This is a genomic window from Pseudomonas sp. C 49-2 (assembly GCF_003970195.1).
Lineage (GTDB): Bacteria > Pseudomonadota > Gammaproteobacteria > Pseudomonadales > Pseudomonadaceae > Aquipseudomonas > Aquipseudomonas canadensis.
In genome coordinates, this window is the sequence record NZ_RXYG01000005.1 from 178,511 (window position 1) to 202,142 (window position 23,632).

31 protein-coding genes are annotated in these 23,632 nt (G+C 60.0%); 12 read left to right on the top strand and 19 right to left on the bottom strand.

The genetic code is table 11. The annotated features are described in order from the left end of the window. Window positions 1–46: 46 nt before the first annotated feature. The 4 genes from EJ576_RS11960 to EJ576_RS11975 all read right to left on the bottom strand — a co-directional run bounded on the left by EJ576_RS11960 (window position 47) and on the right by EJ576_RS11975 (window position 2,092). Entirely contained in the window at window positions 47–334 is a 288-nt protein-coding gene (locus EJ576_RS11960; protein WP_126570425.1) for a PA4642 family protein, read from the bottom strand. Window positions 335–542: 208 nt separating this feature from the next. Then, entirely contained in the window at window positions 543–1,028 is a 486-nt protein-coding gene (locus tag EJ576_RS11965) for a hypothetical protein (protein WP_126570426.1), read from the bottom strand. A 35-nt stretch (window positions 1,029–1,063) separates the two neighbouring features. After that, on the bottom strand, window positions 1,064–1,531 hold the full coding sequence (locus EJ576_RS11970) for a WbuC family cupin fold metalloprotein (RefSeq protein ID WP_126570427.1): 468 nt from the start codon (window positions 1,529–1,531) through the stop codon (window positions 1,064–1,066). A 3-nt stretch (window positions 1,532–1,534) separates the two neighbouring features. Continuing rightward, window positions 1,535–2,092, bottom strand: coding sequence for a hypoxanthine-guanine phosphoribosyltransferase (locus EJ576_RS11975; protein ID WP_025856323.1), 558 nt, complete (start codon window positions 2,090–2,092; stop codon window positions 1,535–1,537). A gap of 164 nt (window positions 2,093–2,256) precedes the next feature. Between EJ576_RS11975 and upp the strand changes: the two genes are divergently transcribed. Together upp and EJ576_RS11985 are read left to right on the top strand one after the other, a co-directional pair. Continuing rightward, entirely contained in the window at window positions 2,257–2,895 is a 639-nt protein-coding gene (gene upp / locus EJ576_RS11980; RefSeq protein WP_010213094.1) for a uracil phosphoribosyltransferase, read from the top strand. Between the two features lie 2 nt (window positions 2,896–2,897). After that, window positions 2,898–4,172 carry a uracil-xanthine permease family protein gene (locus EJ576_RS11985; protein ID WP_126570428.1) on the top strand — a complete coding sequence of 425 codons (1,275 nt, stop codon included), beginning with the start codon at window positions 2,898–2,900 and terminating at the stop codon, window positions 4,170–4,172. A gap of 126 nt (window positions 4,173–4,298) precedes the next feature. Here EJ576_RS11985 and hisC read toward each other — a convergent pair whose 3' ends face one another. The 10 genes from hisC to EJ576_RS12035 form a co-directional block, all read right to left on the bottom strand. Next, window positions 4,299–5,351 (bottom strand): histidinol-phosphate transaminase, encoded by a 1,053-nt coding sequence (gene hisC / locus EJ576_RS11990; protein WP_126570429.1) that lies wholly within the window; start codon window positions 5,349–5,351, stop codon window positions 4,299–4,301. 3 nt (window positions 5,352–5,354) lie between these two features. Next, window positions 5,355–6,677 (bottom strand): histidinol dehydrogenase, encoded by a 1,323-nt coding sequence (hisD, locus tag EJ576_RS11995; protein ID WP_122723764.1) that lies wholly within the window; start codon window positions 6,675–6,677, stop codon window positions 5,355–5,357. 128 nt (window positions 6,678–6,805) lie between these two features. After that, the gene (gene hisG / locus EJ576_RS12000) at window positions 6,806–7,441 is read right to left on the bottom strand and encodes an ATP phosphoribosyltransferase (RefSeq protein WP_010213102.1); all 636 of its coding nucleotides are present in this window, start codon (window positions 7,439–7,441) and stop codon (window positions 6,806–6,808) included. A 251-nt stretch (window positions 7,442–7,692) separates the two neighbouring features. Continuing rightward, the gene (gene murA / locus EJ576_RS12005; protein ID WP_010213103.1) at window positions 7,693–8,958 is read right to left on the bottom strand and encodes a UDP-N-acetylglucosamine 1-carboxyvinyltransferase; all 1,266 of its coding nucleotides are present in this window, start codon (window positions 8,956–8,958) and stop codon (window positions 7,693–7,695) included. A gap of 23 nt (window positions 8,959–8,981) precedes the next feature. Further along, window positions 8,982–9,221 (bottom strand): BolA family protein, encoded by a 240-nt coding sequence (locus EJ576_RS12010; protein WP_122723762.1) that lies wholly within the window; start codon window positions 9,219–9,221, stop codon window positions 8,982–8,984. Window positions 9,222–9,335: 114 nt separating this feature from the next. Next, complete coding sequence (locus tag EJ576_RS12015) at window positions 9,336–9,641, bottom strand: lipid asymmetry maintenance protein MlaB (protein WP_122723760.1); 306 nt, start codon at window positions 9,639–9,641, stop codon at window positions 9,336–9,338. Further along, window positions 9,638–10,285, bottom strand: coding sequence for a phospholipid-binding protein MlaC (locus tag EJ576_RS12020; RefSeq protein ID WP_123478183.1), 648 nt, complete (start codon window positions 10,283–10,285; stop codon window positions 9,638–9,640). The genes EJ576_RS12015 and EJ576_RS12020 overlap by 4 nt, the downstream gene beginning before the upstream one ends. Before the next feature lie 11 nt (window positions 10,286–10,296). Next, window positions 10,297–10,764 carry an outer membrane lipid asymmetry maintenance protein MlaD gene (gene mlaD / locus EJ576_RS12025; protein WP_003171814.1) on the bottom strand — a complete coding sequence of 156 codons (468 nt, stop codon included), beginning with the start codon at window positions 10,762–10,764 and terminating at the stop codon, window positions 10,297–10,299. Beyond that, window positions 10,764–11,561 (bottom strand): lipid asymmetry maintenance ABC transporter permease subunit MlaE, encoded by a 798-nt coding sequence (gene mlaE, locus EJ576_RS12030; protein ID WP_028618862.1) that lies wholly within the window; start codon window positions 11,559–11,561, stop codon window positions 10,764–10,766. Before mlaE ends, mlaD begins: the two co-directional genes overlap by 1 nt. Beyond that, window positions 11,561–12,370 carry an ATP-binding cassette domain-containing protein gene (locus EJ576_RS12035; RefSeq protein ID WP_003171811.1) on the bottom strand — a complete coding sequence of 270 codons (810 nt, stop codon included), beginning with the start codon at window positions 12,368–12,370 and terminating at the stop codon, window positions 11,561–11,563. Before EJ576_RS12035 ends, mlaE begins: the two co-directional genes overlap by 1 nt. A 297-nt stretch (window positions 12,371–12,667) precedes the next feature. On the opposite strand from EJ576_RS12035, the gene EJ576_RS12040 reads away from it, so the two are divergent. The 10 genes from EJ576_RS12040 (at window position 12,668) to EJ576_RS12085 (ending at window position 19,677) form a co-directional block, all read left to right on the top strand. Then, complete coding sequence (locus tag EJ576_RS12040) at window positions 12,668–13,642, top strand: KpsF/GutQ family sugar-phosphate isomerase (RefSeq protein WP_028618861.1); 975 nt, start codon at window positions 12,668–12,670, stop codon at window positions 13,640–13,642. Next, on the top strand, window positions 13,643–14,167 hold the full coding sequence (locus EJ576_RS12045) for an HAD family hydrolase (RefSeq protein WP_010213109.1): 525 nt from the start codon (window positions 13,643–13,645) through the stop codon (window positions 14,165–14,167). Between the two features lie 8 nt (window positions 14,168–14,175). After that, window positions 14,176–14,748 carry an LPS export ABC transporter periplasmic protein LptC gene (lptC, locus tag EJ576_RS12050; protein ID WP_028618860.1) on the top strand — a complete coding sequence of 191 codons (573 nt, stop codon included), beginning with the start codon at window positions 14,176–14,178 and terminating at the stop codon, window positions 14,746–14,748. Next, on the top strand, window positions 14,735–15,268 hold the full coding sequence (gene lptA, locus EJ576_RS12055; protein ID WP_122723756.1) for a lipopolysaccharide transport periplasmic protein LptA: 534 nt from the start codon (window positions 14,735–14,737) through the stop codon (window positions 15,266–15,268). The genes lptC and lptA overlap by 14 nt, the downstream gene beginning before the upstream one ends. Next, window positions 15,268–15,993 (top strand): LPS export ABC transporter ATP-binding protein, encoded by a 726-nt coding sequence (gene lptB / locus EJ576_RS12060; RefSeq protein ID WP_003171806.1) that lies wholly within the window; start codon window positions 15,268–15,270, stop codon window positions 15,991–15,993. Before lptA ends, lptB begins: the two co-directional genes overlap by 1 nt. 185 nt (window positions 15,994–16,178) lie before the next feature. Then, entirely contained in the window at window positions 16,179–17,672 is a 1,494-nt protein-coding gene (locus EJ576_RS12065) for an RNA polymerase factor sigma-54 (protein ID WP_016974289.1), read from the top strand. A 75-nt stretch (window positions 17,673–17,747) separates the two neighbouring features. Continuing rightward, a complete protein-coding gene (hpf, locus tag EJ576_RS12070; RefSeq protein WP_003171804.1) occupies window positions 17,748–18,053 on the top strand; it encodes a ribosome hibernation-promoting factor, HPF/YfiA family in 306 nt (101 codons plus the stop codon). Between the two features lie 10 nt (window positions 18,054–18,063). Next, on the top strand, window positions 18,064–18,528 hold the full coding sequence (gene ptsN, locus EJ576_RS12075; RefSeq protein ID WP_122723754.1) for a PTS IIA-like nitrogen regulatory protein PtsN: 465 nt from the start codon (window positions 18,064–18,066) through the stop codon (window positions 18,526–18,528). A gap of 2 nt (window positions 18,529–18,530) precedes the next feature. After that, window positions 18,531–19,388: an RNase adapter RapZ gene (rapZ, locus tag EJ576_RS12080; protein ID WP_122723752.1), complete on the top strand. Its 858-nt coding sequence runs from the start codon at window positions 18,531–18,533 to the stop codon at window positions 19,386–19,388. Window positions 19,389–19,404: 16 nt separating this feature from the next. After that, entirely contained in the window at window positions 19,405–19,677 is a 273-nt protein-coding gene (locus EJ576_RS12085; RefSeq protein WP_122723750.1) for an HPr family phosphocarrier protein, read from the top strand. A 98-nt stretch (window positions 19,678–19,775) separates the two neighbouring features. Here EJ576_RS12085 and EJ576_RS12090 read toward each other — a convergent pair whose 3' ends face one another. From EJ576_RS12090 to EJ576_RS12110, 5 genes are read right to left on the bottom strand one after another with little or no spacing between them, the layout of a single operon-like run. Further along, window positions 19,776–20,669, bottom strand: a complete 894-nt coding sequence (locus tag EJ576_RS12090; protein WP_016976208.1) for a ZIP family metal transporter — start codon at window positions 20,667–20,669, stop codon at window positions 19,776–19,778. A 33-nt stretch (window positions 20,670–20,702) separates the two neighbouring features. Then, window positions 20,703–21,314 carry a superoxide dismutase gene (locus EJ576_RS12095; RefSeq protein WP_028618854.1) on the bottom strand — a complete coding sequence of 204 codons (612 nt, stop codon included), beginning with the start codon at window positions 21,312–21,314 and terminating at the stop codon, window positions 20,703–20,705. Between the two features lies 1 nt (window position 21,315). Next, a complete protein-coding gene (locus EJ576_RS12100; RefSeq protein WP_028618853.1) occupies window positions 21,316–21,744 on the bottom strand; it encodes a hypothetical protein in 429 nt (142 codons plus the stop codon). Between the two features lie 27 nt (window positions 21,745–21,771). Continuing rightward, window positions 21,772–23,148: an aspartate ammonia-lyase gene (locus EJ576_RS12105; protein ID WP_122723746.1), complete on the bottom strand. Its 1,377-nt coding sequence runs from the start codon at window positions 23,146–23,148 to the stop codon at window positions 21,772–21,774. Beyond that, window positions 23,141–23,536 carry a FagA protein gene (locus EJ576_RS12110; RefSeq protein ID WP_123478175.1) on the bottom strand — a complete coding sequence of 132 codons (396 nt, stop codon included), beginning with the start codon at window positions 23,534–23,536 and terminating at the stop codon, window positions 23,141–23,143. Before EJ576_RS12110 ends, EJ576_RS12105 begins: the two co-directional genes overlap by 8 nt. Between the last annotated feature and the right edge of the window lie 96 nt (window positions 23,537–23,632).

Genomic DNA, 23,632 nt, shown 5'->3' on the forward strand with positions numbered 1-23,632 from the left:
CCCGCTCTCAACCTGAGAGCGGGGCGTTTTTTTATGTCTCGGATAATCAGCCGCGAGCGTTTTCGATCAGTACGATGTACTCGTCCGCGTGGCGCTGGTCCTTGATCAGGTCGACGAAGGTCTGGCCATGCTCATCCTTGCCGTCGAGGTCCAGGCCCGCTTCCTTGAAAAACCCCAGGAACCGCTCGAAATCGTCGATACGCAGGCCACGGTAGGCCTTGATCAGTTTGTGCAGGGACGGGGAAGTCGCGTCGACCGGCTCGAAGTCCAGGAACAACTTGATCTGATCGTCGCCGATCTCGTCACCAATCACCTGTTTCTTATCTTTACGCATTACCGACTCCAGCCTGCAGACATTTACACGGGGCCTGAAGTTTACCTGCCAGACACCACCTTCGAAAACAACCAAACACTTATGTGGGAGCTGGCTTGCCTGCGATAGCGGTGGGTCAACTGGCCCCTCTGTCACTGAGACAACGCTATCGCAGGCAAGCCAGCTCCCACATCAATTGCATCCACATAACGGAATCTGTGTCGCCTGACTACTTCGCGCGAACGGCTCCGGTATGCAAATCCGCCCAGATATGCCCGTTGGCATAACTGAGGAACTGCACATACACCGTGTCATTGCGCAGCAAGTCGACAATCACGCGGTACTGGGCCACCGGGTACGACAAGGTCAACGTCTTGCTCTTGTCATCGAAAGCGGGCTTTTTCAGGCTTTTGCTCTCAGCATCAAAATTGAGCACCACTTGGGCGATGGTCGCACCTTTGTTCAGGGGCTTGCCCTTGAGGCGGATCATCAGCGGCGAGGTCACCGGGATCGGCTGTTGGCTGGACTGGCGCTGGTTGCCCACCACCACCGCGTACTCGGTGACTTGCAGCAATTGTTGCTGGTCCGGCGCTTCGGCGCGCAGGCTCAGGTCGTCCGAGGGCAGGAACTGGCTGTGCATCGGTGCAGGCGCGGCGGCCAGCGGCAGGCTGAGGGTCAGCGCCAGGGCGGCGCAGGTGCGTATCAACAGGCTCATGGGCCGCTCCGGCAAGATGGGCCCAGCACTGTAGCTCAATCGAACTGGGCAAGCATCCAGCGTTGATACTCGGCCACGCCGGCATCGCCTTCGCGGGGCGCCCAGTCAGCCAGTTCGCCCTCGCCCACCGGACGATAAGGGCCAGCCTTGCACTCGAACATCACGGTGTCGGGCTCCAGCACCACCAAACCGTGAAATACACCGGGCGGAAGATCGACACCGGCGCATTCACCACCGGCCTGCATCACACGCTTGGCGAGCACTTCGCCCGTTGCGCTGAACACCAGCAAACCCAGGCTGCCTTGCAGCACAAGCAAGCTTTCGGCCTTGTCCGTACTCAGGTGCCGATGGGGCGGCACGTAGGTGTCCGGTTGCAGGCCCACCGCCAGCCTATGGCAAGGCTCTTCCATCTGGTGGAAGTTGTGGTGGTGTCGACCGCGAGGGCTGGCGGCCGCTTTCTCGGCCAGTTCGGCAAACAGCGTCTGATCAAGAAAGCGGGCCATGGCTTACATCCCTTTGACGGCAAAGATCCCATTGGCATTGCGCCAGTAACCTTTGTAGTCCATGCCGTAACCGAAGATGTAGCGGTCGATGCACGGCAGGCCGACATAATCAGCCTTCAGGTCTGGGCGGGCTTTGCGGTCGTGGTCTTTGTCGATCAGCACAGCGGTATGCACTTTGCGCGCGCCAGCGTGTTTGCAGAAGTCGATGATCGCGCCCAGGGTGTGGCCTTCATCGAGGATGTCGTCGATGATCAGCACGTCGCGGTCGATGAACGAGACTTCCGGCTTGGCTTTCCAGAACAGGTCGCCGCCGCTGGTTTCGTTGCGATAGCGGGTGGCGTGCAGGTAGGAGGCTTCCAGCGGGAATTGCAGGTGGGTCAGCAATTTGCCGGCGAAGATCAGGCCACCGTTCATCACGCAGAAGACCACCGGGTTGGTGTCGGCCATTTCGCGGGTGATGTGCGCGCCGACCTTGGCGATCGCCTCTTCGACTTGCGCTTCGGTGTACAGGCAGTCAGCCTCGCGCATGATTTGACGGATATGCTCGAGATCAGCGGACATGGCGCTCTCCAAGGGGGTGCTGTGGCAAGAAAAGCGGGCGAAGGTACGCTTCTCGTGCGCTCCGAGCAAGCCTTAATGGACTAACGTACTAGATGTCTATAGGACAACACCCTCGGATAGATTAATCTAGGCCGGTTTTTTTGCCCGCCGCCGGAGCCTTTCCCATGCCCACTCGCGAGATCCGCCATCCGCTGATCCGACACAAGCTCGGCCTTATGCGCCGCGCCGACATTAGCACGAAGAACTTCCGTGAGCTTGCTCAGGAAGTCGGAGCGTTGCTCACTTACGAAGCCACCAAGGACTTACCCTTGGAAACCTACGAGATCCCCGGTTGGGCCGGTCCCGTCCAGGTGGAAAAAATCGCCGGTAAGAAAATCACCGTGGTCCCGATCCTGCGCGCCGGTATCGGCATGCTTGAAGGCGTCCTCAGCCTGATCCCGGGCGCCAAGGTCAGCGCCGTGGGCGTAGCCCGCAACGAAGAGACGCTGGAAGCCCACACCTACCTGGAAAAACTCGTTCCGGAAATCAACGAGCGCCTGGCGATGATCATCGACCCGATGCTGGCTACCGGCAGTTCCATGGTTGCCACCATCGACCTGCTGAAAAAAGCCGGTTGCCGGGACATCCGCGCCATGGTTCTCGTCGCTGCGCCCGAAGGCATTGCGGCCGTCGAGAAGGCCCACCCGGACGTGCAGATCTACACCGCCTCCATCGACGAGCGCCTGAACGAACACGGCTACATCATCCCAGGCCTGGGCGATGCCGGTGACAAGATCTTCGGCACCAAGCAGAAGGACGCGTGAACATGCAGGATGAATTCAACGACCCGCTTTGGCGCCAGATCCTGTCTGGCGCACAAATGCTCTTCGTAGCATTTGGCGCGCTGGTGTTGATGCCGCTGATCACAGGTCTTGATCCAAACGTCGCGCTGTTCACCGCGGGCCTGGGCACGTTGCTGTTCCAGGTGGTGACAGGGCGGCAGGTGCCGGTCTTCCTGGCGTCGAGCTTTGCCTTCATCACCCCGATCATTCTCGCCAAGGGCCAGTTCGGCCTCGCGGCGACCATGGGCGGGGTGATGGCCGCCGGCTTCGTTTATACCTTCCTGGGCCTGGCCGTGAAGATCAAGGGCACCGGGTTTATCGACCGGCTGCTGCCACCCGTGGTGATCGGGCCGGTGATTATCTCCATCGGCCTGGCCATGGCACCGATCGCCGCCAACATGGCGATGGGTAAAGCCGGTGACGGCACCGAGCTGATCCATTACCAGACGGCGATGCTGATCTCGATGCCGGCGCTGCTGACCACCTTGATCGTGGCGGTGTTCGGCAAGGGGATTTTCCGCCTGGTGCCGATCATTTCCGGCGTGTTGGTGGGTTTTGCCATGTCGTTCTACTTCGGCGTGGTCGACACGGCGAAGATCGCCGCCGCGCCGTGGTTCGCCCTGCCCCACTTCACCGCGCCGGAATTCAACTGGCAGGCGATCCTGTTCATCGTCCCCGTGGCCCTGGCCCCGGCGATCGAGCATATCGGCGGTGTGATTGCGGTCGGCAGCGTGACCGGTCGCGACTACCTGAAGAAGCCCGGCCTGCATCGCACCCTGCTGGGCGACGGCATTGCCACCACGGCCGCCGGCCTGTTTGGCGGCCCACCTAACACGACCTACGCGGAAGTGACCGGCGCGGTGATGCTGACCAAGAACTACAACCCGAAAATCATGACCTGGGCGGCGGTGTTTGCCATCAGCCTGGCGTTCATCGGCAAGTTCGGCGCACTGCTGCAGAGTATCCCCGTGCCGGTGATGGGCGGGATCCTGTGCCTGCTGTTCGGTTCGATTGCTGCGGTGGGCATGAACACGCTGATCCGCCACAAGATCGACCTGGGCGAGGCGCGCAACCTGGTGATCGTGTCGGTGACGTTGGTGTTCGGGATTGGCGGTGTGCTGGTCGGCACCGGCACCGGCCCGGATGATTTCGGCCTCAAGGGCATCGCCCTGTGTGCGGTGGTGGCGATTGGTTTGAACCTGCTGCTGCCGGGCAATGATGGTTGGAAGAACAAGAAGTCGGACGAGCCACTGATCTAAGCAACACTGTAGAACCCAATGTGGGAGGGGGCTTGCCCCCGATAGCAGTGTGTCAGTCAATGCATTAGCCGACTGATACACCGCCATCGGGGGCAAGCCCCCTCCCACATTTAATTTCAGCGCTCGTTAGAGCTGGCCTAGCCCATCAATCAGCGCCTGGTTCTGCTCAGGCGTACCAATGCTGATCCGCAGGAACTGGGCAATCCGCGCCTGCTTGAAGTGCCGCACGATCACACCTTGCTCACGCAACTTGGCCGCCAGGCCGGCAGCGTCGTGCTTGGGGTGACGAGCAAAGATGAAGTTCGCCGCTGACGGCAACACTTCAAACCCCTTCGCCTCCAACTGCCCGACCACCTTGTTGCGGCTGTCGATCACCCGTTGGCACGTCTTCTCGAAATACTCACGGTCCTCGAACGCCGCCGCTGCACCAACAATCGCCAGGCGATCCAGCGGGTAGGAGTTGAAGCTGTTCTTGACCCGCTCCAGCGCTTCGATCAGGTCCGGGTGACCCACGGCCAGGCCCACGCGCAAACCGGCCAGTGAGCGCGATTTGGACAGGGTCTGGGTCACCAGCAGGTTCGGGTAGCGGTCCACCAGGCTGATGGCTGTTTCACCGCCGAAGTCGATATAGGCTTCATCGACCACCACCACCGAGTCCGGGTTGGCCTTGAGGATCTGCTCCACGGCGTCCAGCGCCAGCACGCAGCCGGTGGGCGCGTTCGGGTTGGGGAAGATGATCCCGCCGTTCGGCTTCGCGTAGTCCGCCACGCGGATCTGGAACTGTTCGTCCAGCGGCACCGGAGCGGACTTGATGCCATAGAGCCCGCAGTAAACCGGGTAGAAGCTGTAGCTGATGTCCGGGAACAGCAGCGGCAGATCGTGCTGGAACAGGCCGTGAAAAATGTGCGCGAGAACTTCATCGGAACCGTTGCCAAGGAACACCTTGCCAGCATCGATCCCGTAATACTTGGCGACCGCCTGCTTGAGCAGGTCACTGTTGGGGTCCGGGTACAGGCGCAGGTTGTCGTTCAACTCGGCCCGCATCGCGGCCAACGCCTTGGGCGATGGTCCGTAGGGGTTTTCATTGGTGTTGAGCTTGACCAGTTTGGTCAGCTTGGGTTGCTCGCCGGGCACGTAAGGCACGAGGTCCTTGACGAAAGGGCTCCAGAATTTGCTCATGTCTCAGTTCCCCTTCTCTTCAAGGATGCGGTATTCAGCGCTACGGGCGTGAGCGCTCAGGGACTCACCACGGGCCAGCACCGAGGCGGTCTTGCCCAGCTCGGAGGCACCCTGTGGCGAACAGAAGATGATCGACGAACGCTTCTGGAAGTCATACACCCCCAGCGGCGACGAGAAACGCGCGGTGCCGGACGTCGGCAGCACGTGGTTCGGGCCCGCACAGTAGTCGCCCAGGGCTTCGCTGGTGTGGCGGCCCATGAAGATCGCACCGGCGTGGCGGATCGACGGCAGCCAGGCTTGCGGATCGGCGACGGACAGTTCCAGGTGCTCCGGCGCGATGCGGTTGGCCACTTCAATGGCCTGCTCCATGTCACGCACCAGGATCAACGCGCCACGGCCATTGATCGACTTCTCGATGATCTCGGCGCGGTCCATGGTCGGCAGCAGCTTGTTGATGCTGGCGGCGACTTGGTCGAGGAATTCCGCGTCCGGGCTGACCAGGATCGCCTGGGCGTCTTCGTCGTGCTCGGCCTGGGAGAACAAGTCCATGGCAATCCAGTCCGGATCAGTCTGGCCGTCGCACACCACGAGGATTTCCGACGGGCCGGCGATCATGTCGATACCGACCTGGCCGAACACGTGGCGCTTGGCGGTGGCGACGTAGATATTGCCAGGGCCGACCACCTTGTCCACTTTCGGCACACTCTCGGTGCCGTAAGCCAAGGCCGCGACGGCTTGGGCGCCACCGATGGTGAACACGCGGTCGACACCGGCGATGCAGGCGGCGGCCAGCACCAGCTCGTTGATTTCACCGCGCGGGGTCGGCACGACCATGACCACTTCGGTCACGCCCGCCACTTTGGCCGGGATCGCGTTCATCAACACCGACGACGGGTACGACGCCTTGCCGCCCGGCACGTACAGGCCAGCGCGGTCGAGTGGCGTGACCTTCTGGCCCAGCACGGTGCCGTCGGCCTCGGTGTAGCTCCAGGAGTCCTGTTTCTGTTTTTCGTGGTAGCTGCGCACGCGCGCCGCCGCGATTTCCAGGGCTTCGCGCTGAGGCGCAGTAATGCGCGTCAGGGCCAGTTCCAGGCGTTCACGGGGCAGGATCAGGTCGGACATCGACGCGACGTCCAGGCCATCGAACTGGCGGGTGAAGTCCACCAGCGCCGCATCACCGCGCTCGCGCACGGCCTTGATGATGTCGAGCACTCGCCCGTTGACCGACTCGTCGGACACGCTTTCCCAGCTCAGCAGATGATCCAGATGATGGGCGAAATCCGGGTCGGCAGCGTTGAGTCGGGCAATTGCAGTGGACGTGGTCATAGCGAGGGCCTCAATAGAATTGGCAAAAACTCAGGCGCCCTAAACTAGCAGTCGTTTCCGCTTGGGCACCTGAGAATTCTGGCTATGAGGCGGATAGACGGGCGCAGCCTTCCAGCTACGCGGGTAAGTCAACCGCGGTGTCGCGACTCCACTGCCTTGCGCAGGGTGTCGATCAACGCCTGGATACGGGCGTGCTGCATCTTCATCGATGCTTTGTTGACGATCAGGCGGGAGCTGATGTCGGCAATGAATTCTTGCGGCTCAAGACCGTTGGCACGCAGGGTGTTGCCGGTGTCGACCACGTCGATGATCTTGTCGGCCAGGCCGATCAGCGGCGCCAGTTCCATCGAGCCGTAGAGCTTGATGATGTCGACTTGGCGACCTTGTTCGGCGTAGTAACGCTTGGCAACGTTGACGAACTTGGTCGCCACACGCAGGCGGCCTTTGGGCTCGACATCACCGACACGGCCAGCGGTCATCAGCTTGCACAGGGCGATACGCAGGTCCAATGGCTCGTACAGGCCCTGGCCGCCGTATTCCATCAACACGTCTTTACCGGCGACACCCAGGTCGGCCGCGCCATGCTCAACGTAGGTCGGCACGTCGGTAGCCCGCACGATCAACAGGCGAACGTCGTCCTGGGTCGTGGGGATGATCAGCTTGCGGCTCTTGTCCGGATTCTCGGTCGGCACGATGCCCGCTTCAGCCAGAAGCGGCAAAGTGTCGTCAAGGATGCGGCCCTTGGACAGTGCGATGGTCAACATGGGAAACGTCAGTCCTTCATCAGGCTATTGCTGCCCGGTCGCAAACGGCGCCGGACACAGATCGAGGCCATTACAGCCTCGATTTGAAACAAATTCAGCATACTGCTTCTTTAATTTGTAGTGAGCCGGCTTGTCGGGTCGCCGCATCGCCCGCGCTGGAGTGCGAAGCGCTCCCAAGATTTTTAGGGCCGATTCGCAGGTCAGCGCGGGCGATGCGGCGACCCGACAAGCCCGCTCACTACAAACAGCAACTAGCCCGGTACGCGGCGGATTTTTGCGCCGAGCATCTGCAGTTTTTCTTCAATGCACTCGTAACCACGGTCTATGTGGTAGATACGGTCGATCAGGGTATCGCCTTCGGCGATCAGCGCCGAGATCACCAGGCTGGCCGAAGCCCGCAGATCGGTGGCCATCACTGGCGCGCCCTTGAGTTTCTCGGTGCCGGTAACGATGGCGGTGTTGCCTTCAACCTGGATCTTCGCGCCCATGCGGTGCAGTTCGTACACGTGCATGAAGCGGTTTTCGAAGATGGTCTCGATCACGGCGCCGGTGCCTTCAGCAATGGCGTTCAATGAGATGAACTGCGCCTGCATGTCGGTCGGGAACGCCGGGTACGGAGCGGTGCGCACGTTGACGGCTTTAGGACGCTTGCCGTGCATGTTCAGCTCGATCCAGTCTTCACCGGTGGTGATTTCGGCACCGGCTTCGCGCAGTTTTTCCAGGACCGCTTCCAGGATGGTCGGATCGGTGTCCTTGACCTTGACGCGGCCACCGGTCACGGCGGCGGCAACCAGGTAGGTGCCGGTCTCGATGCGGTCTGGCATGACCTTATAGGTAGCGGTGTGCAGGCGCTCTACACCATCGATGGTGATGGTGTCGGTGCCGGCACCGGAAACCTTGGCACCCATGGCGTTCAGGAAGTTGGCCAGGTCGACCACTTCCGGCTCACGCGCGGCGTTCTGCAGCACGCTGCGGCCTTTGGCCAGGGCAGCGGCCATCATGATGTTCTCGGTACCGGTCACGCTGACGGTATCAAAGAAGAAATTCGCGCCACGCAGGCCGCCTTCCGGCGCCTTGGCCTTGATGTAGCCGCCTTCGACGTCGATCACTGCGCCCATGGCTTCGAGGCCACGGATGTGCAGGTCCACCGGGCGCGAACCGATGGCGCAACCGCCAGGCAGGGCGACTTCGGCTTCACCGAAACGGGCAACCATCGGGCCCAGCACCAGGATCGACGCACGCATGGTTTTCACCAGTTCGTACGGGGCGATCAGGGTCTTGATAGTGCGCGGGTCGATTTCGACAGCCAGTTTCTCGTCGATCACCGGCTCAATGCCCATGCGACCGAACAGCTCGATCATGGTGGTGATGTCGTGCAGGTGCGGCAGGTTGGCCACGGTGACCGGGCCATCGCACAGCAGGGTCGCTGCCAGGATCGGCAAGGCGGAGTTTTTTGCACCGGAGATGCGAATCTCGCCATCAAGGCGGGCACCGCCGGTAATAATCAATTTATCCATAAGAATCTCGACGCCTTGGGGGCTCAGGTGCGCTCGGCCCAGGCCGCGCGGCTGAAAAATTTCATAGTGACCGCATGGATGCTGCCATTGGTGATCCACGGGTTCAAATGGGCATAGATCTGCTGTTGACGCTTGACCGGGCTGAGTGCCGCCAGTTCATCGCTAATCACGTTCAGCTGGAAGTTGCAGCCTTCGCCTTCAACTTCAACGGTCGTTTCCGGCAGCTTTCCTTCAAGAAAGCTCTTAACTTCTAGGGCCTGCATGCTCAACCTCTATCGGCGCCCAGTGCGCGCGGGTCGCACATCATACAAAAAAGCCCCGCGCCTGCGAACCCCGCATAGCAGGACTCTGACGGGGGGCCTCTCTAATAATGTGTATTAAGGATGCGCCAGCAGCTCGGTCAGACCGGAAACTTCGGCAATTTCACGCATGTCTTCGGGCATTGCGCGAATGCTGACGGGTTTTTTGGCCGCTTCGGCATCACGCATGAAGCACAGCAACAACGATAAGCCGACGCTGCTGGACTTGGTCACTGCCGAACAATCCAGCACCAGCGCGGGCGCGGAGCTGGTCTTGATCAGGGCCTGGCCCTGCTTGCGCAGGTCAGGCCCGGTGCGGTAATCCAGCACGCCGCTGATGAACAACTCGCCGGCATCGCCTAGACGAACAGCCGACTCGGTCATTGCGCAGGCTTCCCGGCAGCTTTATCGGTTTCTTCCTTGGCCTTGGCGACTTCACCGGCCCAACCATTGATGGTTTTGTCCAGGTCGTTGCCATTGCGCTGCATGGCATCGGCGAACTGGTCACGGAAGAGCTTGCCGATGTTGATCCCGTTGATGATCACGTTACGCAGCTTCCACTCGCCGTTGATCTTCTCCAGCGTGTACTGCACCGGGTAGACGGCGCCGTTGTTACCCTTGACGCTCATGTTGACGCTGGTGCGATCACCGGACTCGTCACCGGCTGGAGCGACGGTAATACCCTGGTTGTTGTACTCAAGCAAAGCGTTACCGTAGAACTGGAACAGGCCCTTCTTGAAGTTTTCCTGGAAAGTCTGCATCTGCGCAGGGGTAGCTTTGCGCGAATACTTGACCGTCATGATGCTGCGGGAAATGCCCTCGGCATCGACGACTGGGCCGACAATGGTGTTGAGTGCGTCGTAGAACTTACTCGGATCTTGCTTGTACTGCTCTTTATTGGCAGTCAGGTCAGCCAGCATTTTGCTGGTCGTGTCCTGCACCAGGTCGTGGGCAGAACCTGCAGCGTTAGCCATCAGCGGCAGCGCTGCCAACAACACCAGCAGGCCACGTCGCAAGGTAGAGATCATGAACAGATTCCTCATTTGGCGTCTTTATTGACCGTATTAAGCAGGAATTTACCGATCAGGTCTTCAAGCACCAGCGACGACTGTGTGTCGTGGATTGTCGAGCCATCCTTGAGCAGGGCTGTTTCCCCACCCACGCTGACACCGATGTATTTCTCGCCCAGCAGACCCGCAGTGAGGATAGATGCAGTGGAGTCAGTTGGCAGATTATCTACCTTCTTGTCCAGTTGCATGGTCACTCGCCCGGTGAAGCTGTCGCGGTCCAGATCGATTGCCGTAACCTTGCCGATGGTCACACCGGCCATGGTCACTTTAGCTCTGACAGTCAAACCGGCGATATTGTCGAAGTACGCGTAAAGTTTATAAGTATCGGCGGTGGGGCTGGCCGACAGGCCACTGACTCGCAGGGCCAACAACAGTAAAGCCAGGATGCCAGCCAGCAAGAAAAGGCCGACACCGATTTCCACAGTGCGGTTTTGCATCAGAAATCTCCAAACATCAAGGCGGTCAAAATGAAGTCAAGGCCCAGTACCGCCAGCGAGGCGTACACAACGGTCTTGGTGGTGGCGCGACTGATCCCTTCTGAAGTGGGCTCACAGTCGTAGCCTTGGAATACGGCGATCCAGGTGACGACAAAGGCGAAGACGATGCTCTTTATGATGCCGTTGAGCACGTCACCGCTGAAGGTCACGCTGTTTTGCATGTTGGCCCAGTAGGAGCCGTCGTAGACGCCCAGCCAGTCCACCGCCACCCACGAACCGCCCCAGATACCGACCACGCTGAAGATCATCGCCAGCAGTGGCAGGGAAATGAAGCCGGCCCACAGGCGTGGGGCAACAATGTACTTGAGCGGGTCCACGCCGATCATTTCCAGGCTGGACAGCTGTTCGGTGGACTTCATGTTGCCGATTTCGGCGGTCAGCGCGGAACCCGCACGCCCGGCGAACAGCAAGGCGGTCACCACCGGCCCCAGCTCACGCAGCAGCGTCAGGGCGACCATCTGCCCGACCGCCTGCTCCGAACCGTAGCTGGAAAGAATATTGAAGCCCTGCAACGCCAGCACCATGCCGATGAAGACCCCGGAGACCACAATGATCACCAGGGACATCACGCCGACCGAATGCAGCTGCTTGACCAGCAGGCCGAAGCCGCCGCCAATACCGCCGCGACCGAGCAGGGCGTGGAACAGGAAAATCGTCGAACGGCCGAGCACTTCGACAATGTCGATACCCGAGCGACCGAAAAGGCGAACCTTCTCGATAAGAGATGTCTTGCGCATCAGCGCTTCCCCAGAAGATCTGAGCGGTAATCCGCTGCCGGAAAGTGAAAAGGCACCGGGCCATCAGGATCGCCGGTCATGAATTGGCGAATGCGCGGGTTGTCTGCGTTCATCAGCTCTTCAGGCGTGCCCTGCCCCAGCACCTGGCCATCGCCGACCACATACAGGTAATCGGCAATGCTCGCGGTTTCTGCAAGATCGTGGGAAACCACGATACTGGTGATGCCCAGTGCATCATTGAGCAGACGAATCAAGCGCACCAGCACGCCCATGGCGATGGGGTCCTGGCCGACGAAGGGCTCGTCATACATGAGGATCTGCGGGTCGAGGGCGATGGCGCGCGCCAGGGCCACACGGCGCTTCATGCCGCCGGACAGCTCGTCAGGCATCAGGTCGATGGCACCACGAAGGCCTACGGCCTGCAGTTTCAGCAACACGATGTCACGAATCATTTCATCGGACAGCTGGGTATGCACCCGCAGCGGAAAGGCCACGTTCTCGAACACATCGAGGTCGGTGAACAGCGCACCGCTCTGAAACAGAACACCCATATGTTTGCGCGCATCGAACAGATCGCTGCGCGACAGCGTCGGCAGGTTCTGGCCATTGACCCACACTTCGCCGGCGCTGGGACGCAATTGCATGCCCATCAGGCGCAACAGGGTGGTCTTGCCGCAACCGGAAGGCCCCATGATGCCCGTGACCTTGCCGCGCGGAATGCGGATATCGACGTTATTGAAGATGCTGCGCGTCCCGCGCTTGAAGGTCAGTCCCTTCAGCTCGACCGCGTAGGCGTTATCGGCACTCATCTAAACTCCTTGGGATGCAGCCTCTCACTCAGACACCACGCTTGCGACAAACGTTTGCAACCGTTGTGCAATAGTTGGCACGTGGACTGGGCGGACCGAACTGGCGGCGAACTATATCACTGCTGGTACAAGGCGCCCAAGGCCGGAACAGCGCTTGTTCAGATTGGGGACAGGGAAAAATCGTTGCTTAGGATGAATCTCAGGCGCATTGCGAACAAAGCCTGACGAACTAGCGTGAGGGAATTGATCATTACCGCTATAATCGCCGACTTTTCGTCAGGCTATACGATTTCAGACATGAGCCAATCCAGCGACCTTATTCAATCCGCACAACGCACCATCCGCCTCGAGCTTGAAGCCGTAGAAGGCTTGCTGGCGCATATCGACGCAGATTTCGTACGCGCCTGCGAGATGATTCTGGCCAGCAAGGGCCGCGTTGTCGTGGTCGGCATGGGCAAGTCGGGCCACGTCGGCAACAAGATCGCCGCCACCCTGGCCAGCACCGGGACCACCGCATTTTTCGTGCACCCGGCCGAAGCCAGCCACGGTGACATGGGCATGATCACCAAGGATGACATCATCCTGGCGCTGTCAAACTCAGGCACCACTAACGAAATCGTGACCCTGTTGCCGCTGATCAAGCGCCTGGGCATCCAGATGATCAGCCTCACCGGCAACCCGGAATCGACGCTGGCCAAGGCCGCCGAAGTGAACCTGAATGTTCACGTGGACCATGAAGCCTGCCCACTGAACCTGGCACCCACCTCCTCCACCACCGCCGCACTGGTCATGGGCGACGCCCTGGCCGTGGCGTTGCTGGAAGCCCGTGGATTTACCGCTGAAGACTTCGCGTTTTCCCATCCAGGTGGTGCCTTGGGCCGCCGCCTGCTGCTGAAAGTGGAAAACGTCATGCATTCCGGTGATGAATTGCCCCACGTCCAGCGCGGCACCTTGCTGAAGGACGCGTTGATGGAGATGACCCGCAAGGGCCTCGGCATGACCGTGATCCTGGAAGCCGACGGCCGCCTGGCCGGGGTCTTCACCGACGGCGACCTGCGTCGCACCCTGGACCGCACCATTGATATCCACACCGCCACCATCGACGCGGTGATGACCCCCCACGGCAAGACCGCCCGCCCCGAGATGCTGGCGGCCGAAGCCTTGAAAATCATGGAAGACCATAAGATCGGCGCGCTGGTGGTGGTCGATGGCAATGACCACCCGATCGGCGCCCTGAACATGCACGACTTGCTGCGTGCGGGAGTGATGTAAATGACCAGCGACCTGTTGCAACGCGGTAAAAACATCAAATTGGCGATTTTCGACGTTGATGGCGTGCTGACCGATGGCCGCCTGTACTTCCTCGAAGACGGCAGCGAATTCAAGACGTTCAACACACTCGACGGCCAGGGCATCAAGATGCTGATGGCATCGGGCGTGCAAACGGCGATTATCAGCGGTCGGAAAACTCCGGTTGTGGAACGCCGCGCACAAAACCTGGGGATTCCTCACCTGTATCAGGGCCGCGAGGATAAACTGGTGGTTCTGGACGAGCTTCTTGGCCAACTCAACCTAAGCTATGAGCAGGTCGCCTACTTGGGCGATGACCTGCCAGACCTGCCGGTGATCCGTCGAGTAGGCCTGGGCATGGCCGTCGCCAATGCGGCGGCGTTTGTTCGCGAGCACGCCCATGGCATCACCACCGCCCGTGGTGGCGAAGGTGCCGCCCGCGAGTTCTGCGAGCTGATCCTGCGTGCCCAGGGCAGCCTTGAAGCGGCCCACGCCGCCTACTTATAGAGCGTTTTATGCTGAGCAAAAAGATTCGCAACTTCCTGATATTCGGGGTCATCGCTGCGCTGTTCCTGGCGGTAGGCTACTGGAATATCAGCCCGGAGCGCTTTCTCGACCAGCCTGCCGCGCAGGTTGATGAGGGGGCTATCGACTATTACGCCATCAATGCCAAGAGCGTGCAGTTCCTGCCCGACGGCAAGGTGCAGTACGAGATGACCTCAGACAAGGTCGAGCACGTGAAGGCCAGCGAAATTACGCTGCTGACCAACCCTGACATGAACATTTACCGCGGCACCGAGTTCCCATGGCACGTCACCAGCAAGCGTGGCGAGGTCAACCCGGACGGTACCGAGGTGGAACTGATCGACTCGGTGCGCGTTGCGCGCACCGACGATAAAAATCGTGAGACCGTGATTACCAGCAGTCGCATGACCGTATTCCCGCAGAAGCAATATGCGCAGACCGAGCAAGACGTTAGAATCGACGGCGCTGGCGGTGTATCGACTGGCAAGGGAATGAAAGCGTATTTGAAAGAAAGCAGGATACACCTGCTATCGAACGTAAGAGGACAGTATGAGGCTCGTTAAAACTCTCCCTATTTTGCTCAGTCTGGGCGCAGCACTGGGAAGCGTGAGCGCCTGGGCTCTGCCGAACGATAGCCAGCAGCCGATCCATATCTCGGCTGACGATGCGCAGCTGGATGACAAGCAAGGCGTTGCCACCTACACCGGCGGCGTGATCATCACCCAGGGTTCGATGAAGATCACCGGCAATACCGTGACGCTTACGCGCACCAAGACCGGCGATATCGACGTGGTGACGTCGGTAGGCAACCTGGCTTACTTCGAACAGAAGCAGTCCGCTGCCGATACCGGCCCGATGAAGGGCTACGGCAAGACCATCCAGTACCACGCCCAGCAGAACCGCATCGTGCTGATCGACCAGGCCAAGGTACTGAGCCCCGACGGCAACTCCACGGAAGGTGAAAAAATCACCTATGACACCGTGAAACAGATCGCTAACGCCGGTCGCGCCAATGGCTCCAAGGTCACCGCGCCACGCCCACGCATCGACATGGTTATCCAGCCGAAGAAGAAGGCCGAGTAATGGCAACCCTGAAAGCCCAGCATCTGGCCAAGGCCTATAAAAGCCGTCAGGTCGTGCGCGACGTCAGCCTGTCGATCGACAGCGGCCAGATCGTCGGCTTGCTCGGCCCCAACGGCGCCGGCAAGACCACCTGCTTCTACATGATTGTCGGCCTGGTCCAGGCGGATCAGGGTCGCGTGCTGATCGACGACCTGGACGTGAGCCACCAACCAATGCACGGTCGTGCGCGCGCCGGTATCGGCTATCTCCCGCAGGAAGCGTCGATCTTCCGTAAACTGTCGGTCGCCGATAACATCATGGCGATCCTCGAGACCCGTAAGGAACTCGACCGTGACGGCCGTCGCAAGGAGCTGGAAAGCCTGCTGCAGGAGTTCCATATCAACCACATCCGCGACAACCTCGGCATGAGCCTTTCCGGCGGCGAGCGTCGTCGTGTGGAAATCGCCCGCGCGCTGGCCACTGCGCCCAAGTTCATCCTGTTGGACGAACCGTTTGCCGGCGTCGACCCGATCTCGGTCGGCGACATCAAGCAGATCATCCATCACCTCAAGGCCAAGGGCATTGGCGTGTTGATCACTGACCACAATGTCCGTGAGACGCTCGATATCTGCGAGACCGCGTATATCGTCAACGATGGCCAACTGATCGCCGAAGGTGATTCCGCCACCATCCTGGCCAACGAACTGGTCAAGGAAGTGTACCTGGGTCACGAGTTCCGCCTGTAAACACCGTGGTGTCACGGCCGTTTGCCGAGGTGCGCGGGAGTCAATGAAAACCTCCGGTTTTTTATTGTTACCGCGCTCTAGGCAAAGCCCCCGACATCAGGCATATAATTTGCTTATGTTTGGCGCTCACGCGCCCTGTCGTGGATGGCGCATTGCGCCGGCGAATAAGGTGTTAAGCCCCTGCCATGAAACCATCGCTAGTCCTGAGAATGGGCCAGCAGCTGACGATGACACCGCAGCTGCAACAGGCCATCCGCCTGCTCCAATTGTCGACCCTGGACCTGCAACAGGAAATCCAGGAGGCCCTGGAGTCCAATCCGATGCTCGAACGCCAGGAAGAAGGCGACGACTTCGATAACGCAGACCCGCTGGCCGATAACATCGAGCAAAAACCCAATTCCGACGTGCAGGAACCTTCCTACCAGGAAACCGCCCCAACGGTGGATAACCTTGAGGAAGGCGAATGGAACGAACGCATCCCCAACGAACTTCCCGTCGACACGGCGTGGGAGGACGTCTACCAGACCAGCGCCAGCAGCCTGCCCAGTAATGACGACGACGAGTGGGACTTCACCACCCGCACGTCCGCCGGCGAGAGCCTGCAAAGCCATTTGCTGTGGCAACTGAACCTGGCGCCGATGTCGGACACCGACCGCCTGATCGCCGTGACCCTGATCGACTGCATCAACAACCAGGGTTATCTAGACGAGACGCTCGAAGAAATTCTTGAAGCGTTCGACCCGGAACTGGATATCGAGCTGGACGAGATCGAAGCCGTCCTGCACCGCATCCAGCAATTCGAGCCTGCCGGGATCGGCGCGCGCACCCTGAGCGAATGCCTGCTGCTGCAATTGCGCCAACTGCCGGCCAAGACGCCTTGGCTCGCCGAGGCCCAGCGCCTGGTCACCGATTACATCGACCTGCTGGGCAGTCGCGACTACAGCCAGTTGATGCGCCGCATGAAGCTCAAGGAAGACGACCTGCGCCAGGTCATCGAGCTGGTCCAGAGCCTCAACCCACGCCCCGGCTCGCAGATCGAATCCAGCGAAGCCGAATACGTGGTGCCCGACGTCATTGTGCGCAAGGACAATGAGCGCTGGCTGGTGGAGCTGAACCAGGAATCGGTGCCACGCCTGCGGGTCAATCCGCAATACGCCGGTTTCGTGCGTCGCGCCGACACCAGCGCCGACAACACCTTCATGCGTAACCAGCTGCAGGAAGCCCGCTGGTTCATCAAGAGCCTGCAAAGCCGCAACGAAACCCTGATGAAAGTGGCCACCCAGATCGTCGAGCACCAGCGCGGCTTCCTGGAGTACGGCGACGAAGCCATGAAACCGTTGGTGCTGCATGATATCGCCGAAGCGGTGGGCATGCATGAATCGACGATTTCGCGGGTTACCACGCAAAAATTCATGCATACCCCACGGGGTATATATGAGCTGAAATACTTTTTCTCCAGCCACGTCAGCACCTCCGAAGGCGGTGAATGCTCGTCCACGGCGATCCGCGCGATCATCAAAAAACTGGTTGCCGCGGAAAATCAGAAAAAGCCATTGAGTGACAGTAAGATCGCTGGTTTACTGGAGGCACAAGGCATTCAGGTCGCCCGTCGAACCGTCGCCAAGTACCGCGAGTCCCTCGGGATCGCGCCTTCCAGCGAGCGTAAGCGTTTGATGTGACGGGCGGGCCACAGCGTTCCAGTGGCAGGCGCTTTTGCCTGCCGCTTTATGCACTGGCAACGAAGGAGAAGCTGTATGCAAGTCAACATCAGTGGACACCAGCTGGAAGTCACCAAACCCCTGCGTGAATACACCGAAAGCAAGCTGAACAAGCTGGCAGGGCATTTTGACAAGATCACCAACGTGCAGGTCATCATGGAGGTCGATAAGCTCAAGCAGAAAATCGAGGCCACCCTGCACGTACCGAATGCAAAGCTCGTCGCCAATGCAGAGCATGAAGACATGTACGCGGCGATCGACTCGCTCTACGACAAGCTGGACCGCCAACTCATAAAGCATAAGGAAAAGAATCTGCACCTGATGCAAGGTACAGGTCGTTAACTCTCCCCCCATGATCCGACTTGAAACCATCCTGACCCCCGGCCGTTCCCTTGTGAACGCGCCGGGCGGCAGTAAAAAGAAAGCCCTTGAACAAATTGCCAACCTGATCAGCAGCCAAGTGCCTGATCTGGAGATGCAGGATGTCTTCGAGGCTCTGATTGCCCGTGAAAAACTCGGTTCGACCGGTTTTGGCAACGGCATCGCCATCCCCCACTGCCGCCTCAAAGGCTGCGAGACACCCGTCAGCGCCTTGCTGCACCTGGAAAAACCCATTGATTTCGATGCTATCGATGGTGCACCGGTCGACCTGCTGTTCGTGCTGCTGGTCCCGGAAGCCGCCACCGATGCGCACCTGGAACTGCTTCGGCAGATCGCCAGCATGCTCGACCGCAAGGAAGTACGCGACAGACTGCGCAGTGCCAGCAGCAACGAGGCGCTGTATCAGGTTGTCCTGGATGAACAGAGCGGGCAGTAATCATGCGTTTGATCATCGTCAGCGGCCGCTCCGGCTCGGGTAAAAGCACCGCCCTCAACGTACTTGAGGATAACGGTTTCTATTGCATCGACAACTTGCCCGCCGGCCTGCTGCCGGAATTGGCGGAACGCGCGTTGATTCACACCGAACTGGCGCAACCGCTGGTCGCCGTCTCGATTGATGCCCGCAACCTGCCCAGCCACCTTGAGCGCTTCCCGCAATTGCTCGAGGAAGTGCGGGCCAAGCACATTCATTGCGACGTGCTTTACCTGGATGCCGACGAAGAGACGCTGCTCAAGCGATTCTCGGAAACCCGCCGGCGTCACCCCCTCAGCAGCCCTCACCGCTCCCTGGCCGAAGCCATCGAAGACGAAACCAAGCTGCTGGGACCGATCATTGACCTCGCCGACCTCAAGATCAACACCACCAGCCTCAACCTGTACCAGTTGCGCGATGCCATCAAGCTGCGCCTGCTGAACCAGCCCGAGCCGGGTACGGCGTTTCTGGTCGAGTCGTTTGGGTTCAAGCGCGGCATGCCGGTGGACGCCGACCTGGTGTTCGACGTGCGCTGCCTGCCTAACCCTTACTGGAAGCCGGAACTGCGCGAACAGTCGGGGCTGGACCAGCCCGTGGCCGATTACCTGGCCGCGCAACCGGATGTGGAGGAGATGTTTCAGGACATCTCCGGTTACCTGCTTAAGTGGCTTCCGCGTTTTGCCGCCAGCAACCGGGCTTATGTCACCATTGCCATCGGCTGCACCGGCGGGCATCACCGCTCCGTCTACCTGACCGAGCGCCTGGGCCAGGTGTTGCAACAAACCCTCAAGAATGTCCAGGTCCGCCACCGCGACCTTAGCTGAAAGGAACACCCCCGCGATGCCCGCTCTGGAAATTGAAATCATCAACAAACTGGGTCTGCATGCCCGCGCTTCGGCTAAATTCGTGGGCGTGGCCGGGAAGTTTCCCTGCCAGATCCGTGCGGGTCGCACGCCGGAATCTATGGTCGATGGCAAAAGCATCATGGCCATGATGATGTTGGCAGCCGGCAAAGGCACCAAGATTCACTTGAAGACGGAAGGTGAGCAAGAGCAGGACGCGATGGACGCACTGGTCGCGCTGATCAATAACTACTTCGACGAAGGCGAATAACCCTCTGTAGGAGCCCGGCTTGCCGGCGATGGCGTCGCCAAGCGCACCGCTCGTCTCAGGATTGATCGCCGGCAAGCCGGCTCCTACAAGGGAGCGGTTTACCCCAAGGCCGTGTCCATCACCATCATCAAGCAGAACCCGATGCACAACCCCAGGCTGGCAAGTTTTTCGTGACCATTGCGTCGCGACTCGGGGATCACTTCGTGAGTCACCACCAACAGCATCGCACCGGCTGCCAGCGCCAAGCCTAGCGGCAGAAGCACCTCGGCCAGACTTACCAACCAGGCACATAGCACGGCAAATACCGGCTCCACCAGGCCTGACGCCGCGCCGATCAGGAATGCCTTGACCCGCGACATCCCGGCCCCGGCCAACACCAACGCAATCACCAGCCCTTCGGGCACGTCCTGCAAGGCAATGCCCATGGCCAGGCTGTCGGCATCCGGCATGCCGCCGCCCGCCGAGACGCCCACCGCCATACCTTCCGGGATGTTGTGGGCGATGATGGCAAACACAAACAGCCAGATACGCGGCGGAATCACCGGTTTTTCCGGCGTGCCCACCAGCATTTCCGGGCTGGCACCGGAGACCTTGCGGTCCACCAGATACAGCCCGAAAGCACCCAACATGATGCCAAAACTGATCAAACCACTGGCGCCCCAGGGCGAAAGCCCCAGGCCTTCAGCTGCAGCAATGCCCGGCACGATCAGCGAAAACGCCGTCGCCGCCAGCATGACGCCAGCCCCAAAGCCCAGCAGCGTATCGCTCAATGCCACCGGCATGCGTCGAATAACCAGCACCGGTACCGCGCCGAGCGCCGTGCCGAGCGCGCAGATGGATCCCCCCTGCAGGGCGCGCAGAATGCGTGGTTCCAGGTTCAACCAGGCCAGCCCGTGGGCCACCAGCAATGCGGTACCTGCCAATAGCAGCAGCGAGCCAAACGCATAACGAAACATTCGCCCGCTGCTGATCGCCAGTGTTTCAGTGCCCATAGTCGGCCTTAGATCTTGTTATGAAGGTGAATGTCAGGCCACGGCAGCCTGATAGCGGGCGGCAACTTCTGACCAATTAATGACACTGTAGAAGGCATTGATGTATTCCGGGCGGCGGTTCTGGTACAGCAGGTAGTAGGCATGCTCCCAGACGTCCAGGCCGAGGATCGGGGTATTGCCGTTCATCAGTGGGCTGTCCTGGTTACCGCTGCTCTCCACCACCAGGGTCTTTTGCGGAGTGACGCTCAGCCAGGCCCAGCCGCTGCCGAAACGGGTCAATGCGGCCTTGGTGAAAGCCTCCTTGAAGCTGTCGAAACCGCCCAATTGCTCCTCAATGGCCTTGCCCAGCGCACCATCGGGTTTGCCGCCACCTTTGGGCGACATCACCGCCCAGAACAGCGAGTGGTTGGCATGACCACCGCCCTGATTGATCACGGCTGCACGCAGTTTTTCCGGCAGTTGCTGCACGCTGGAGACCAGCTTCTCGACCGGCCAGCCAGCGAACTCGGTGCCCTCGACGGCGGCGTTGAGATTGTTGATGTAGGTCTGGTGGTGCTTGGTGTAGTGGATTTCCATGGTTTGCGCATCGATATGCGGTTCCAGTGCGTCGTAGGCGTAAGGCAATGCAGGCAAGGTATAAGTCATATCAATGTGCTCCGTAATGAGGAGTGGCGGGTTGCACCGCAGCACCACCCAACAGGCGATGGGTGCGCGGGTACTCACCGTGATCGCTGATGAAATTCAATAGCTCGACGTAGGTTTTGCTGCTCTGGCGCAGCGCCGCTTCGCGCAATTGCGGGCTCAGACGCGGGTCCTGCATGGTCTGCAGCAGGCGCTGATGGATAGCGCACAGGTATTCCGCGCTTTCCTCCGGCTGGTTCAGGCGCAGGTGCAGGTCCGCCAGGTTGTGATGGGAAATGACGCAAGCCGCCACTGCTTCGTCGGCGTCCGCCCAGCGTTCGAACAACACTTGGGCAAGGGCCAGGGCTTGCAAGTAGGCCTCGCGAGCGTCAACCAACTCGCCCGCCATAAAGCAGCGATTGGCCCGTTCGATCGTGCGTTTCCAGTGCTCCATGGTGAGCCTCCAAAGCAGGGTCGGTGATTACACGCCGCCAGCCGTGAGCTTTTCCGGATCCAGCAGGACCTCCAGTTGGCTGCGCGGCAAGTCGGTGTGCTCGAGGGCAACATCAATCACCGGACGGCCCTGTTGATAGGCTTTTTTGGCGATTTCAGCGGCCTTTTGGTAACCGATGATCGGGTTGAGTGCGGTCACCAGGATGGGGTTGCGCGACAACGCTTCCTTGAGCTTGGCTTCGTTGACCTTGAAGCTGGCGATGGCTTTATCGGCCAGCAAACGGCTGGAATTGGCCAGCAATTCCAGGCTGCTGAGCAGGTTCTGCGCAATGATCGGCAGCATCACGTTCAGCTCGAAGTTGCCTGACTGACCGGCGACGGTGATCACCGTGTCATTGCCGATGACCTGTGCGGCGACCATCGCCGTGGCTTCCGGAATCACCGGGTTGACCTTGCCGGGCATGATCGAAGAACCCGGCTGCAAGCCTTCCAGCTCGATTTCACCCAGGCCGGCGAGCGGGCCGGAGTTCATCCAGCGCAGGTCGTTGGCGATTTTCATCAGCGACACGGCGGTGGCTTTCAACTGGCCGGAGACTGCGACGGCTGTGTCCTGCGAGCCAATCAGAGCGAACAGGTTCTTGCCGGGCGTGAATTTCACACCGGTCAGACTGCTCAGTTGCTGGCTGAAACGCGCCGCGAATTCCGGATGTGCGTTGATCCCGGTACCGACTGCCGTACCGCCCTGGGCCAGCGCTTGCAGGCTCGGCAGGAGGTCCTGCAGGTGGCCGATATTAGCCTTGAGCTGCTGAGCCCAACCGTTGAGCACCTGGCTCATGCGTACGGGCATGGCATCCATCAGGTGCGTGCGACCGGTCTTGATGAACGGGTGAACCTCTTCGGCTTTTTGTTCGATGACTTGCACCAAATGCAGCAGGGCCGGCAGTGTTTGCTCATGCAGTACCAGCGCGGCACTGACGTGGATCGTGGTCGGGATGATGTCGTTGCTGCTCTGGCCGCAGTTCACGTGGTCGTTGGGGTTGACCGGCTCACCGAGCATACGGGTGGCCAGGGTCGCAATCACTTCATTGGCGTTCATGTTCGAACTGGTGCCGGAGCCGGTCTGGAAAATATCCACCGGGAAGTGCTGCATAAAATCGCCTTCCAGCAAACCTTGGGCGGCATCGACGATGGCCTTGCCCTGCCCTTCGCTGATTTGCTTGAGGTCGACGTTGACCTTGGCGGCGGCGGCCTTGGCCAGGATCAGGGCGCGGATGAATTGCGCCGGCATGCGTTGATGACTGATCGGGAAATTGTTCACCGCGCGCTGGGTTTGCGCACCGTACAAGGCCTCGGTCGGCACTTGCAGTTCGCCCATGCTGTCGCGTTCGATACGGGTGTTACTCATCGTTAGATCCTTGCACCAGGTCAGAAACAGAAAGGGAGGGCAGCAATTCGCAGGTCGCCAATCGCCACGCAAAGGACTGCCAGCGCTTGAGGCGGCAGGCGCAGTGAGAGAGTTTTTCCAAGTCGCGCAATGGGCGCCACGCCTGATCCAGGCACATGGAGCGCCAATGCCAGGGCAGCGCGATGTCGCTGGCGGTATCGAGCAGCAGGCGGAATGAGGTTTCTGCGATCGTCCACGGATGGGTCGCGGTGCAGCACGCCAGGTATCGACCCTCATTGAGGTAATGTTCGATCAGGCGCGGCTCGTTGGGGTCAAGGCCGCAGCGAATCTGGCGACTCATCCAGCGCCAGCTCTCCAGGTAAGGATCCTCATGCAGGACAGAACTCATGATCCACACTCATTCGGTAATGATATTTATTATTAAATGATATTGAGAATCAAAACAATAGCGGCAGATTGATCCGCCTGCAAAACGCCCACAAAA